12 protein-coding genes are annotated in these 13,589 nt (G+C 42.7%); 6 read left to right on the top strand and 6 right to left on the bottom strand.

What is annotated here, in order from left to right; all coding sequences use genetic code 11:
* Positions 1-167: 167 nt before the first annotated feature.
* The 4 genes from B9T38_RS06505 to B9T38_RS06490 all read left to right on the top strand — a co-directional run bounded on the left by B9T38_RS06505 (position 168) and on the right by B9T38_RS06490 (position 5,775).
* Positions 168-1,439 (top strand): Glu/Leu/Phe/Val family dehydrogenase, encoded by a 1,272-nt coding sequence (locus tag B9T38_RS06505; RefSeq protein WP_171263193.1) that lies wholly within the window; start codon positions 168-170, stop codon positions 1,437-1,439.
* Positions 1,440-1,584: 145 nt separating this feature from the next.
* Positions 1,585-2,766, top strand: coding sequence for a TonB-dependent receptor (locus B9T38_RS06500; RefSeq protein ID WP_143222671.1), 1,182 nt, complete (start codon positions 1,585-1,587; stop codon positions 2,764-2,766).
* A 281-nt stretch (positions 2,767-3,047) separates the two neighbouring features.
* Positions 3,048-4,307: a 4-aminobutyrate--2-oxoglutarate transaminase gene (gene gabT / locus B9T38_RS06495; RefSeq protein ID WP_086196006.1), complete on the top strand. Its 1,260-nt coding sequence runs from the start codon at positions 3,048-3,050 to the stop codon at positions 4,305-4,307.
* Between the two features lie 19 nt (positions 4,308-4,326).
* On the top strand, positions 4,327-5,775 hold the full coding sequence (locus tag B9T38_RS06490) for an NAD-dependent succinate-semialdehyde dehydrogenase (RefSeq protein ID WP_086196005.1): 1,449 nt from the start codon (positions 4,327-4,329) through the stop codon (positions 5,773-5,775).
* 176 nt (positions 5,776-5,951) lie between these two features.
* On the opposite strand, the gene B9T38_RS06485 is transcribed toward B9T38_RS06490, so the two are convergent.
* The 5 genes from B9T38_RS06485 to hcaE form a co-directional block, all read right to left on the bottom strand.
* Entirely contained in the window at positions 5,952-6,161 is a 210-nt protein-coding gene (locus tag B9T38_RS06485) for a hypothetical protein (RefSeq protein ID WP_251992212.1), read from the bottom strand.
* Between the two features lie 200 nt (positions 6,162-6,361).
* Positions 6,362-6,508 (bottom strand): hypothetical protein, encoded by a 147-nt coding sequence (locus B9T38_RS17185; RefSeq protein WP_171263188.1) that lies wholly within the window; start codon positions 6,506-6,508, stop codon positions 6,362-6,364.
* Positions 6,509-6,512: 4 nt separating this feature from the next.
* Complete coding sequence (locus tag B9T38_RS06475; RefSeq protein ID WP_086196004.1) at positions 6,513-7,478, bottom strand: 3-carboxyethylcatechol 2,3-dioxygenase; 966 nt, start codon at positions 7,476-7,478, stop codon at positions 6,513-6,515.
* 153 nt (positions 7,479-7,631) lie between these two features.
* Positions 7,632-8,150, bottom strand: a complete 519-nt coding sequence (hcaF, locus tag B9T38_RS06470) for a 3-phenylpropionate/cinnamic acid dioxygenase subunit beta (RefSeq protein WP_086196003.1) — start codon at positions 8,148-8,150, stop codon at positions 7,632-7,634.
* A complete protein-coding gene (hcaE, locus tag B9T38_RS06465) occupies positions 8,147-9,514 on the bottom strand; it encodes a 3-phenylpropionate/cinnamic acid dioxygenase subunit alpha (RefSeq protein WP_086196002.1) in 1,368 nt (455 codons plus the stop codon). Before hcaE ends, hcaF begins: the two co-directional genes overlap by 4 nt.
* A 1,536-nt stretch (positions 9,515-11,050) precedes the next feature.
* Here hcaE and B9T38_RS06455 point away from each other — a divergent pair.
* Positions 11,051-11,533, top strand: coding sequence for a VOC family protein (locus B9T38_RS06455; RefSeq protein ID WP_213033054.1), 483 nt, complete (start codon positions 11,051-11,053; stop codon positions 11,531-11,533).
* Positions 11,534-12,137: 604 nt separating this feature from the next.
* Positions 12,138-12,716, top strand: a complete 579-nt coding sequence (locus B9T38_RS06450; protein ID WP_086195999.1) for a hypothetical protein — start codon at positions 12,138-12,140, stop codon at positions 12,714-12,716.
* A 314-nt stretch (positions 12,717-13,030) separates the two neighbouring features.
* On the opposite strand, the gene B9T38_RS06445 is transcribed toward B9T38_RS06450, so the two are convergent.
* The gene (locus B9T38_RS06445) at positions 13,031-13,363 is read right to left on the bottom strand and encodes a hypothetical protein (protein ID WP_086195998.1); all 333 of its coding nucleotides are present in this window, start codon (positions 13,361-13,363) and stop codon (positions 13,031-13,033) included.
* Between the last annotated feature and the right edge of the window lie 226 nt (positions 13,364-13,589).

The following is a 13,589-nucleotide window of genomic DNA, read 5'->3' as shown; positions in this document are numbered from 1 at the left end:
GGGTTAAAGCCAAAGCGAAAAATCCAAGCTAAATGTTTTAGCTCAGATCACGCTGGCTACATAGCTGGATCAATAAATGCCGACAAGCAGAGATAAATTTATACTTTTTGTGGTCGCAAGGAAATGCGTCTGCATACAAAAAACAGGATCATGCAATGAACACAATGATGAAGGGGCTCACCTATACCGAGCACGGTACGACGGCCTGGAACAATTATCTGAAACAGCTGGATAAAGTTGCTCCTTATCTGGGTGAACTCAGCGAAAGACTGGATATGTTGCGACGCCCGAAGCGGAGTCTGATTGTGGATATTCCGGTGATTATGGATGATGGCAGCGTTCAGCATTTTGAAGGTTATCGGGTTCAGCATAATTTGACCCGCGGTCCGGGCAAGGGCGGTGTACGCTTCCATCCTGATGTCAATTTAGATGAGGTGATGGCACTGTCTGCATGGATGACGATTAAGTGTGCGGCACTGAATTTACCTTTTGGGGGTGCCAAAGGCGGGGTACGGGTTGATCCAAGCCAGTTATCCAAGCGTGAACTAGAACGATTGACACGCCGTTATACCGCAGAAATCAATTTGGTTATTGGGCCGCAAAAGGATATTCCGGCACCGGATGTGGGGACAAATCCGCAAATTATGGCCTGGATGATGGACACCTTTTCCATGAATGCAGGTTCTACCATTACCGGTGTAGTGACCGGGAAACCCGTGCATCTTGGCGGTTCTTTAGGCCGCAGTAAAGCCACAGGACGTGGCGTGTATATTAGCGGGCGTGAAGTGGCTCAGCAAATTGACCTGGATTTAAAAGATGCCCGGGTGTGTGTGCAGGGGTTTGGTAATGTCGGCAGCGAAGCCGCCTTGCTGTTTCATGAAAATGGCAGCAAAGTGATTTGCGTACAGGATCACTCTGCAACCCTATATCAAGAACAAGGGATTGATATTCCCAAGTTAATGGAATATTCAAACACCTATCACAAGATTCAGGGGTTTGCTGCAAGCGACGAAATCGCGACGGCAAAATTCTGGCAAATTCCCGCAGAAGTATTTATTCCTGCGGCGCTGGAAGGGGTGATTGATGTGCATGTTGCTCAAACTATTCAAGCCAAGATCATTTTGGAAGGGGCCAATGGTCCGACCCTCACTGAAGCGGATGAAATCCTGAGTCAGCGTCAAATCACTGTTGTACCGGACGTGATCTGCAATGCCGGTGGCGTGACCGTCAGCTATTTCGAATGGGTACAAGACCTTGCCAGCTATTTCTGGACAGAAGAAGAAATCAATCAGCGCATGGACGTGATCATGAAAAATGCCGTGCATGACGTTTGGCTCAAAGCCATGCAGGCCGGATGTTCTTTACGTACCGCAGCTTATATTTTGGCATGTGAACGGATTCTGATGGCTCGCCAAGAGCGCGGCATCTATCCAGGTTAAGGGTAGTGTCTCTTGCAGGATGCAATATTTGACCCGGCATAAGTTTGGATATTTAACGCCTTTGCTGATTCCATTTGGTCAGAAACTTTGCTTTTGCCAGCGACCTGGTTTTGAAAATTATTATTTCTTTTTTGGGGCTTCTATAATGTCGCAATGTTTTTTAGTGAAACCATTTTCGTTCTGTGCGCTTGTCGCCAGTGCCATTACGATGTCTGCCACCGTGCAGGCAGATTCGCTTTCTTGGGGAGATGCCGATACCGATTTAGGCAAACTGACTGTATCGGGGTGGCTACGAGCAAATTATCAGGATAAAGATTATTCGGACAGTGACCATAAATTAAAGTTTAATGCGGCGAAACTCAGCCTGAAATATGATGCCAAGTCATTGTTCGGCGATGTGGAATACCGTTGCTATCAAAATGATACCCTGTGTGATTTTTCAACTTTGGTGAATGCCAACCTGGGCTATAAGCTGAATGATGACAGCCGCATCACCTTGGGTCTGCAAGATATGCCTTTTGGTATTGGCCGCTTCTGGAGCAGCAGCTGGTATGGCAGTTCAATGGACAATGCCGGACTGGAAGATGTGCATAATCTGGGTATTAACTGGCAGCAGCAGTTAGGTACAAATACCAAGGTCAATGTGGCTTATTTTCTGCGTGATGGGGGAAGTTTTGCTGGCACTGGTGACGATGCGGCACGTTATGCGGCCAATTATGTCAAGCCGGAAGATGCCAGCACCGATGACATTGAAGAAAAAAACATGTGGGTTGCACGCATCAATCAGCAGATTCCGCTGCAGGACAGCCCGGTTAAACTGAATGTTGGCGGCTCGTACTGGTATTCAGATTTGGAAAATAACCGCAATGGTCAAACCGGGCATCGCAATGCATGGAATGTGTTTGGTCGCTTAAACTACCAGAATGCAAACCTGACCCTGACTGCCGGACAGAATCGCGCAGATACCCAGGCTGTAGAGAATCCAGATTATGCGACGGTAGGTTCTTTTGAATCGAAGTATCATGTGGCCAATAAAGCCAATTATTATGTGGCGAATCTGGATTATCAAATGACTGATTTTTACAAAGATTACGATCTGACGCCTTATGTCAGCTATACCATCTTTGATAAAGACAAGTCCGGTTTTGCCACATCCACACGCAATATTTTGGGTGCTCAGCTGGATGTTAAGCAGTTTTCGCTGGCAGCCGAATATATCATCGGTAAAAATGATGTATTCATTGGCGGTGATGCCGGTTCTTTGGCGCAAGGAGATGCAGCAGGCCATAGCCGACTGCTGAATTTACTGTTTATGTACAATTTCTAAATTTTTGCTCTCAGTTATCAAAATGGCACCTTATAAAAAGGTGCCATTTTTTTTGTGGTGTGATTTCAAGTTTATGATTTGTATTTAATTATTCTGTTTTTTGATTTTTTAAATCTTCGGGATAGGGTGAATTGGCTCTGTCTATCTGGTTCAAAGTGGCTCTCGTGTCAGGCCGATAAAAGCGCAAAATGAGGAAGATCAACCAGTCATTTGCATATCATCAATCACATGATATGGATGCCAAAATTTTACACTGTATGAATCAAGAATGAGGATACAAAATGGACAGTAAACACTCTGCACTGAATGCACGTAAACAGCAAGCGACGCCTCGTGGTGTTGGTGTCATGTGTCAATGGTACGCGGAGAAAGCAGAGAACTCGACAATTTGGGATGCCGAAGGCAATCAATATATCGATTTCGCAGGTGGTATTGCGGTACTGAATACCGGTCATCGTCACCCTAAAATTATTGCTGCTGTTACTGAACAATTAACAAAATTTACCCATACAGCCTATCAGGTTGTACCTTACGAAAGTTATGTCTCTCTTGCTGAGCGTATCAATGAGCGTGCACCGATTGACGGCCCTGCAAAAACCTCATTCTTTTCTACCGGTGCTGAAGCAGTAGAAAACGCAGTTAAAATTGCTCGTGCCTATACTGGCCGTCACGGTATTGTGACTTTTGGTAACGGTTTCCATGGCCGTTCATTCATGACCATGGCCATGACGGGTAAAACTGCCCCTTACAAACGTGACTTTGGGGTAATGCCAGCGGGTGTTTTCCATGCACGTTATCCGGTAGAGTCAAAAGGCATTACTGTGGACGATGCCATCCAAAGCATTGAAGACATTTTTGCTGAAGATGTGGCTGCACATGATGTGGCGGCAATTGTACTTGAGCCTGTGCAAGGTGAAGGCGGTTTTAATGTTGTACCGGCAGAATTTTTAAAGCGTTTACGTGCATTGTGTGATCAGCATGGTATTTTGATGATTGCAGATGAAGTGCAAACAGGCTTTGCCCGTACCGGTAAACTGTTTGCCATGAATCACTACGAAACCAAAGCAGACCTGATCACGATGGCAAAAAGTCTGGGCGGTGGTTTCCCGATCTCTGGCGTGGTTGGTCGTACTGAAGTTATGGATGCACCGAATCCGGGTGGCTTAGGCGGTACTTATGCGGGTAGTCCAATTGCTGTTGCTGCAGCACATGCAGTTATTGATGTGATTGAAGGTGAAGGTCTGTGTGATCGTGCCAATGTCTTGGGTGCGGAACTGGTTTCGGTATTAAATAACATTAAAGCCAGCAGTAATGTAGTCACCGATATTCGCGCGCTGGGTTCAATGGTTGCAGTAGAATTGGAAACGGCTGAACAGGCCAAAGCGGTGCAAAACTATGCAATGGCACATGGCCTGCTGATTTTAACCTGCGGTCGTTCTGGTAATGTGATTCGTTTCCTATATCCTTTAACCATTCCAACAGCGCAATTCCGTGAAGGTCTGGCTATTTTAGAACAGGGATTTGCAACTTTAACTGCATAAGAATGAATGAGGGATTGAAATGCTTCCAGATCATTTGAAATATTTATTACAGCATCCGGATGTTTGCTTGGATCAGCCCTTAAGTGGCGATTACATCGAAGTAAAAGATGCGGCAACACATGACACGCTGGCATGGGTGAAATCCCATGACCGTGCATCGGTAGAACAAGCAATTGCTCGTTCACAGACGGCACAGAAAGCATGGAAAGCACAAACAGCATTACAACGCGCTGACGTGCTGTGGGCCTGGTTTGATTTGATGCAGGAAAATAAAGAGTCATTGGCTCAGATTTTGACTGCTGAACAAGGTAAACCTTTAGCTGAAGCGCGCGGTGAGATTGCGTATGCCGCCTCCTTTATCCGCTGGTTTGCTGAACAGGCGCGCCGTATTGACGGTGAAGTGCTGACACCAACACTGCCGAATCAGCGCTTGCTGGTCATCAAACAGGCAATTGGGGTCACCGCTGCAATTACGCCGTGGAATTTCCCTGCAGCCATGATTACCCGTAAGGCTGCGCCTGCAATTGCTGCCGGCTGTTCTATGCTGGTTAAACCGGCTGAGCAAACGCCATTAACAGCCTATGCTCTGGAAGTGCTGGCTTTGCAGGCAGGTTTACCACAAGATGTATTGCTGCACATTAGTGGCGATGCCATTGAAGTGGGCAAAACCTTGTGCGAAAGCGACACAGTGAAAAAGCTGAGCTTTACCGGTTCGACTCAAGTCGGCCGTATTCTGATGCAGCAATGTGCGCCAACCATCAAAAAACTGTCACTTGAGCTGGGTGGCAATGCTCCAGTACTGGTCTTTGATGATGCCAATCTGGAGCAGGCGGTTCAGGGTATTATGGTCAGCAAGTTCCGTAATAGCGGTCAAACCTGTGTCTGTGCCAACCGTATTTATGTGCAAGATGGCATTTATGATGCGCTGGCTGAGAAATTGACTGCCGCTGTGGGCAATTTAAAAGTGGGTGATGGCCGTCAAGACGGTTCTACTCAAGGCCCGTTAATTGATGAAGATGCAATTGCCAAAGTGCAGTCGCATATTGCAGATGCAGCGAGCAAAGGTGCGCAGATTAAAATTGGTGGCCAGCGTTCAAGTCTAGGTGGCACTTTCTTTGAGCCTACCGTGCTGACTGAAGTAACCCAGGACATGAAAGTGGCTAAAGAAGAAACTTTTGGTCCATTGGCTCCATTATTCCGCTTCCACACGGAAGAAGAAGCGGTAGCAATGGCAAATGATACCGAGTTTGGCTTGGCTACTTATGTATTCACACAGAGTACAGCGCGTCAATGGCGTGTCGGTGAAGCATTGGAATATGGCATGGTCGGAATTAATACCGGTGCCATTTCTAATGAAGTTGCGCCATTTGGTGGTGTGAAGCAATCTGGTTTAGGACGTGAAGGTTCTAAATTCGGTATTGATGAATATCTCGAAATGAAATATCTGTGTGTAGATTTATCTTCATAATAAATGCTACATCAACCAGTTAAAAATCAGCCCTGCCCATTCAGGGCTGATTTTTATACAATAAAAACTGTTTAAACTTAACTCACACAGCAGTTAAAAAATATTTTTAAGCAACAAGATTTGTCTATATCAATAACTGGAATTGATTGTCTGCCAAATATCTTTATTGGCTAAAATTATTCTGATTCTAGCCATGAAAGAAGAGTTTCCATTTCTTTTCTTGTAAAGGGGGCCGGTATTTCAACTTGAACCTTACGGTTTTTGATTTTATTCATTGGATTTTTAGAAATAACATTATTCTTTACGGCCACTTCAAATACATCTCTTAAGAGAGTTACACAGTTGTTAAAAATTTTAGCTGTTTGAAAATGCGTTTTTCTGGTCACTATAGTTTTTCTTTTGTTTTAGACTTTTAGATTAGAATTTTTGTGGCATCTATAATCCCAACATTCCAATCAATACCTTCGCCTTCAGGCAACTTTTTCGGCAAATTGAAAAGTTTGGGCGGCCTGGCTGCACTATGGGAACCAGTGCCGGTGATTCTTCCAGATTAAGCAGAGTATAAATATGTTTACTCAACGTATCCTTAGCTTATCAAGCGACATCCTATACCAGCCGTTATAAGCAACAGCTTGTGATAAGCAACACCATCACCATTTTGAAATTCAACCGTATGCGCTTCAGCGTTGATTTTATTTACACTATTGCCACGGATGGTTTCGATGTTGCTCATGTCATTAAGCTTTTAACTCAGCAGATACGATGCCGAAGCCCGCGATCCACTCACTGATTTCTTCATAGCAATGTGTCGTCATGTCATATTCGCCCAGTTCGCTCAAGGCAGCAAATGCAGCCATCCAGGCACGAACTTCCTGACCACCACGGCCACCGTCACGGCGGATTTCAGCTTCAGTCATGGCTTCCAGTGCAGCGAAATCTGCATTTTTGAATTTTTCAAGTAATGCCAGATCCCACTCAGGGTTTAGAGGCACAGAAATGCTCTTGTCGCCTGCAGCCAGACGCTGACCGACAGAAATCACATTCGCCTGACGGGCATTACGTGCTTCAGGTGTCGGGTTACGGCCTGCAATCAGGAACTCTTCCACTTCTGGTGGTACAGAACCCATTTGCGGAGTCGGTGGATCGTGTGACAAACCACCGGTACCCAGGACAAGTACACGTTCATTTTCAAGGTTTAAAGACTTGATAAACTGACCTACAGCACGGCCTAAAGCGATGGTACGCTTGGTGGTGGGCATAGGTGCTGCAGCGCCATTAATAAAAACTAGAATTGTTGGATAACGGTCAAGCTGACCTTCACAGAGGAAATGTAAAGGCTGGGTTACCCCATGGTCGGCTTGCATGCGATAAGAATATGCAACATCCACACCTTCATCCAGTACATTGCGAACCAAAGCCAGTGCCTTGTCTTGAGGTACATTCAGGTGGTCATTATCTTTACCATAGTCCCAGTCACCTGCAGCCTTGGCACGAACACCGACACAGAAGCTTGGCATCAGGTCATAGAAAAAACCATTAAAATGGTCAGGACCAAAAGTAATGATCAGGGTAGGGTCATAAGCTTTTACTTCAGCTGCCAGTTTGGCAAAGGCATCACGAACAACCTGTTCTTTGCGTTTTTCCTGAGGTGAAGCAAATTCCATTAAAGGGCTATGAGATGCACAAATAAGTTTAATAGCCATAAGAGACTCCTTAAAAGGAAGGCAGCCTAAGAACAGGCTGCCGATAAGTCCGTTTTGATCAGACTAGATTTTTATTCATCAAAGCATCTAGCATACAGCTGACGTAAACTACGGATATCTAGACTGTAACTTGACAAATAAAAACCTTATTCATCAGAAGAACACACTCAGGTTATGTGAGGTATAGGTCACTTGGTCTAGGGTGATTTTGCGGTCAAAAATTTGCCAGCCTAAACCACCTTCAACTTTACGGATCTTGTCGTGACGTTTACCACAGTAAATCGTAATATCTTTCTCTTTTTGAGAACGGTAGAGCAGATAAGTCACGTATACGTCGTATTCGCCTGCAACTTCAGTTGGTTCAACAATCACGTTGCTCACCATGTGAGTGGTACGTGATGGAGGCTCTTCAGCCCAAGCCATACCCGTTTCCAGACGCGCTACACGGCGTTCCAACAGATGTTTGTTGTCGTTGAACACCCAAGTTGTTGGTGGCTCAACTGAACGGCGACGGTCACGGGTTTGCGCGTTTGGCGTAGTACGCAGGACGTAAGAAACGTCGTCTGCCATAACATCCAGCCATTCGCGGAATTTCCAGTCATCCAGCAATTTTGCTTCACGATAAAGAAACTGACTGATTTCGTAATGAAGTTCCACACTTACTTGACTCATTTCACAAGCTCCTTCTCATATGCTTCAGTTGCTTTCTCAACATCTTCCCATTCTTTATGAATCAGCAGGTCTGCCCAACGACGATAAAAACCACGTGCTGCTGTTTCAGAGAAAATATAGCTGGTGATACCAGGGACACCATCTTCACGTACTTTTTCGCTGCCTTTACCCATTTCCATAATGAGTTTGTTTTGACGAGCTTTATAACCACGTAATACTTTTTGAATTTCTACCCAGTTTTCAGAGTCATCTTGCTCCAAGAAACCAGCAGGACCGAAAGCACGGGTTGCAGAACGTTCAAATGCGTCTTTCACATCTTGTGGTGCATCAGCATCACAGATACAGAATGCCCAAACCTCAGTTTTGTTTGGACCACGTGGGTGCCATACACGAAGTGTTGCCGTACCGTTCAACCAAGACAGGGTCGGGAACATGGTGTTGTGACCTGCTAGACGCAGTGCACGGGTTTCACCTAAACGTTCTTTCACTTCTTCATAAGTTTCACGGAAATAGTTTGCTACTTCACCGTCTACCCAAACGTTTGCATCTGGTTTTTCAGTGAAGAAGAAGCCTGAACCATGGCCACGTGAACCGAATTGGATCGCGTCTTTCGCTGTTTCCCACACTGGACGGGCCGTTTGTGCTGCACCAAGGTGTTTAGACGCATCATCGTCCGGTTTTGCACCAAGCACCTGTACTGCAGATGCATGAGAGAACAATGCGTGGTATTGGTCAGATGCGAACTGTTCAGCAGCAAATTTCCAGTTACACTCGATTTCCCACTTGTGTACACCACCAACAATCACTGTACCACCAGGGCGACGATCAAGAACACCATCTAAATACCAAGCCATATCGCCCATGTATTCTTCTAGGTCAGGCGTTGTTTCATCCCAGCAGCCAAATACCAGGCCTTTGTAGGATTTAACACGGGTTACTTCAAGTAATCCCCATTCTTTTTTGCAAGCCCCTTGTGGGTAAGCACGCTCTTCAAGCGGGATGTCTTTTAAAGAACCGTCAATACCGTATGACCAGCCGTGGTATGGGCAAGTGAACGCACGGGTATTACCACAGTCTGCGAAGCTCACACGCATAGCACGGTGACGACATTGGTTTAAGAATGCTTTAACTGAACCGTCTTTTTGACGTGCCACAATAATCGGGTCTTCACCCATGTAGGTGTTAAAAAAGTCACCGGCTTTAGGAATCTGGCTTTCATGGCAAAGGAATAACCATGTACGACCAAAAACGCGTTCAAGTTCTAATTCGTATAAATCTGGATCTGTATAAATAGATGGAGTAATACGTCCATTTTGTGCATCGACTAAAGCGTCGATTTCGCGCACATCAATTTTTCCACTCATGAAAAGCTCCTGCGACCAATCTTGGCACAAAGTAATAGACTTAACTTTTCAACGATGATGAAATTTTCGGGCGTATTTTAGGAAATATTTTATTTATTTTAATTAATATATTTAATGGATTATTATTGTGGTAATAATTCCTATTAAATTGCTCGTGATTATAATCTGTTTTTTAATTTAAAGAACGTATTTTTTTAGTAATTCATACTAAATTACTGGTATTTAAAGTATGTTGTTTTTAATTTAATTAATATTGTTTAGGTAGAATGTTGTTTTTTTGATTTTTTATTGTTTATTTACAAATACTTAATTTAATGTTATCTATTTTTATTGATATGTTTTTTCATTGTTTTTCAGGAATAATTCCTACTAAATTACTCATATTTTGGATGTGTGATTTTATTTTAATTTTTGTATTTACAATTATAATTAAAGTAGTAATTCCTACTAAAATACTTGTATTTAAGGTGGGCCTATTTTTTAGGTGTTAGATGTGAGATTTTTTATTACTCGGCGAGTCGGTTATATAAAACTATGGTGCCTCCATTGTTTTATGATAGTTGCTGAAGAGTTGAACTTCTCTTAGTCAATAAATCAAAGATGAGGAATAAGGTGTTGATGTGAAAAGCCATACTGTATCAAACCTAAAGAGGAGTTTGCTGAGGAAAATGTATTTTCCTTAAATGGGTACTTGACCCTGCACAACGCAGTTTTGGACTTTACTAAAACTCAGGGCATTCGGCACAATATTGTACAAAAGGTCAATAATATCCTGTCTAACCTTTATCATCTCGATGGGGGTGAGCTGAGAATGTACCATTTTGCTGGGCTATATTGTGTCTTTGAGTATGGATGAACGTGTGCTTCAGCCATGGATATAAAGCTACTTTATCCTTTAGGTGAATATGAAGGAACTCTGGAGAGGTACAGAGGCTCGTTTTTTATTTCTTTTGATAAATCGTTTATTTTTAAATCATCAATCATCGTTCAGATTCAGCAACTTTAGCTATTTTTCTAACCATGGCAGCATCAAAAAAAACTATCAAAAAGCCCACATTAATCAATTCATGACGAATATCCTCTATCTTTTGCTACTTAAGTCTAATACGGTTTTCATGAATAAAAATAGGGATTTAGACGCCAAAAATATTGTGAAAATTATGTTTAACTCTAAATCAGCATTTAATGAAAGTAGTAATCATTTAATTATCGGTAATCTCCCCTAAAAATGATCATCTCTCAGACTCACATGAATTATCGTTAATTATCAAAATGAAAATATTTTAGTGATAGAGGAATACAACAAACCTATCTCATAATTTTTTATCATCATTCATTAAATTCTATGAAAAACTAGTAGTTTTGCTCACTAAAAAACACGCTTAGATTAATAAAAATACAATTATGAAATAGGCCTATTCCATTTTTTGCTTAAATATAGAAAAAGTGTTGAATAGAATATTTAGACCGATATTGGAAATATTGGACAGTGATGACGAATCACATCAATCCTAGTCTCTATAAAGAGGTGAAATGATGAATCTTGCAAAGAATAGCATATGCCTTTGGTACGATAATGACGCTGAAGGCGCTGCAAGATTTTATGCCGAGACCTTTCCTGATTCATCGATCGGTGCAGTGCATTGTGCACCTGGAAATTATCCATCAGGGAAAGCAGGGGATATTTTAACTGTGGAGTTTACCGTGCTAGGCGTTGCCTGCATCGGACTGAATGGCGGATCAGCATTTAAACATAACGAAGCGTTCTCATTTCAGGTTGCGACCGAGGATCAGGATGAAACGGATCGCTACTGGAATGCGATTGTCGGAAATGGCGGTCAGGAAAGCGAATGGGGTTGGTGTAAAGATAAATGGGGAATCTCTTGGCAGATTACCCCAATCGCCCTAACGAAAGCTTATACCAGCCCTGACCGTGCGGCTGCCAAACGTGCATTTGATGCCATGATGACCATGAAAAAAATTGACATTTCTGTAATAGAAGCCGCATTTCTTGGTTGAGATGTGGGCAGGAGCCGGTAATTCCTTCAAATTGTGGCCGCTTGCTTAGATGGGGCAACTCAAAATATGCTGAAAAGGACCATATTTAAAAAACCAAATCAAATATTAAAAAATTTTTATTAGAAAACTCTTGTTCGAGAATTTTTATCAGTTGCCTGATTAGAAGCTGCAAAATTAAAGCCTTCTATAATTTTTAGCACAGGTTAAAGCAGCTGAAGCTGCGTTTTTAATGAAAAATTTAAGCTGTCACTACATCTGAAGTGATGATCACTTATCATGTTCTTTCCCTATTCAAAAAGAGAATAGACAATATTTTTCCACAATATTGGGGACAGTCCAAATAAGATCGTTTTATGTTCAGGATACCGTGAGTGGCATGGTTTCTATATTGGTAAATTATTGTGTCCTAGTGATTTCATTTGTTATGAAATCTGTGCATTGCGGTACATCATATTGATGGAATAATTAAATGTGGTTAAAAATAATCCATAAAACAATAATGATGCTTTTCTCCATTTTAGCTATTTTTGTTATAAGGCGAATATTGGATCTTATAACTTGAGTGAGGGGTCCAAACATAACCTCCTATTTGGAGAAAAAGACCATGAACATCGCTAAAATATTAATGATGAGCGGATGGATAGTTCTATCCACACTGGCCATACTTGCAGCGGAGACCACAGGTGGCAAACCGGGCAGTACCTCCGCAGCTGACCAGAAGGCTATCGCCAGCGCCATGAGCGCAGCATCGAAAAAAGTCAGTGCAGCAGCCACCATTGTGGTTATAGGCAAAGATGGCAAGATGCGCACTTTGCGCAAAGGCAATAATGGTTTTACCTGTATGCCTGATAATCCGACTACCCCCGGTCCAGATCCAATGTGCATGGACAAGGATGCGCTGGAATGGGCAGAAGCCTGGATGGGACACAAACCGCCAAATGTAGGTAAAATCGGCTTTATGTATATGTTGGCGGGTGGAACCGATGCCAGTAATACCGACCCATATGCCCAAAAACCCACCAAAGGTAACCATTGGATCAAGACCGGCCCACACGTCATGATTGTCGGTGCCGAATCTGGTTTTTATAACATGTATCCCCAAAATGCCCAGCCAGATACTGCCGTACCTTATGTCATGTGGCCCGGAACGCCTTATCAGCACTTGATGATTCCGGTTAAATAAAGGTCATCGTGCGCTGTCGTGGTCATGATTCTTTAAACGCAGATTATCTTTGGAGATAAACACTTTATCTTGTATTGCAGCGGTTTGCTGAGTATGCCGCTGCAATTTAAATCCCGTTCAGGACTGCAACATGCCGCTGCGATTAGATGTGATGAACTTAACACCTATACCTGTAGTCAATTGGAAGAGCTAAAGAATATAGCCACCAAGACCTGTACAAATTAAAAAATGATGCGACTTGGATTTGCTTGTTTTTAAAGTTATTTTACCGCTAAGGACTATCCAGTGTCGCCATTTCTATGAATGATTTTGCATCATTCTTTTGTAATTTGATCTTTATTAATATCCTGATCGGTATTCAGCCATTCAATTTTTTTCACCCGATCGTTCACGATGGTAATGGTGTAAAGCATATTTTCAACTGTATAGGTATAGTCCATGGCTAGATAATGGTTTTTTCCTTCTTTGATTTCATGTGTGCTCATGGAGTTGGGGGATAAAGACATACGGTTTTGCATGTCGGAATAAGAATCTCCCAAACTGATGGACTGACCAGAAGGCGTGTGGATGGATGATGTCTCATTCGCTGCGTGATTAAATGACACTACTGACAAAAAAATCACTGGAATTATATATTTAAGTAACATGTTATCCCCAAAATAAAATGACAATCAAAACAATTTATCAATATAAAGAACAAAATAGCAGCATGTCTGTAGCAGAATTATTAACAGAAATAAGGCTGGATGCTGGATAAATTAATCTGACCTGAAGCTGTTTTACCGCCCTATATGCTTACTAGGTAAACGACTTAAACAAGGGTTTTGAAGACATAAATAAAAATACAATATGAAATAGTCCAAGCTATCGATT

Origin of the sequence: Acinetobacter sp. ANC 4218 (genome assembly GCF_002135245.1) — a bacterium.
Taxonomy (GTDB): Bacteria; Pseudomonadota; Gammaproteobacteria; order Pseudomonadales; family Moraxellaceae; genus Acinetobacter.
This window is presented reverse-complemented; position numbering and strand designations above follow the sequence as displayed.

What these genes read in the sequence shown, in the direction of transcription:
- B9T38_RS06505 (WP_171263193.1), top strand. Translation starts at nt 168, where the DNA reads ATGAAGGGGCTCACCTATACCGAGCACGGTACGACGGCCTGGAACAAT.
- B9T38_RS06500 (WP_143222671.1), top strand. Translation starts at nt 1,585, where the DNA reads ATGTCGCAATGTTTTTTAGTGAAACCATTTTCGTTCTGTGCGCTTGTC.
- gabT (WP_086196006.1), top strand. Translation starts at nt 3,048, where the DNA reads ATGGACAGTAAACACTCTGCACTGAATGCACGTAAACAGCAAGCGACG.
- B9T38_RS06490 (WP_086196005.1), top strand. Translation starts at nt 4,327, where the DNA reads ATGCTTCCAGATCATTTGAAATATTTATTACAGCATCCGGATGTTTGC.
- B9T38_RS17185 (WP_171263188.1), bottom strand. Translation starts at nt 6,508, where the DNA reads ATGAGCAACATCGAAACCATCCGTGGCAATAGTGTAAATAAAATCAAC.
- B9T38_RS06475 (WP_086196004.1), bottom strand. Translation starts at nt 7,478, where the DNA reads ATGGCTATTAAACTTATTTGTGCATCTCATAGCCCTTTAATGGAATTT.
- hcaF (WP_086196003.1), bottom strand. Translation starts at nt 8,150, where the DNA reads ATGAGTCAAGTAAGTGTGGAACTTCATTACGAAATCAGTCAGTTTCTT.
- hcaE (WP_086196002.1), bottom strand. Translation starts at nt 9,514, where the DNA reads ATGAGTGGAAAAATTGATGTGCGCGAAATCGACGCTTTAGTCGATGCA.
- B9T38_RS06455 (WP_213033054.1), top strand. Translation starts at nt 11,051, where the DNA reads ATGAATCTTGCAAAGAATAGCATATGCCTTTGGTACGATAATGACGCT.
- B9T38_RS06450 (WP_086195999.1), top strand. Translation starts at nt 12,138, where the DNA reads ATGAACATCGCTAAAATATTAATGATGAGCGGATGGATAGTTCTATCC.
- B9T38_RS06445 (WP_086195998.1), bottom strand. Translation starts at nt 13,363, where the DNA reads ATGTTACTTAAATATATAATTCCAGTGATTTTTTTGTCAGTAGTGTCA.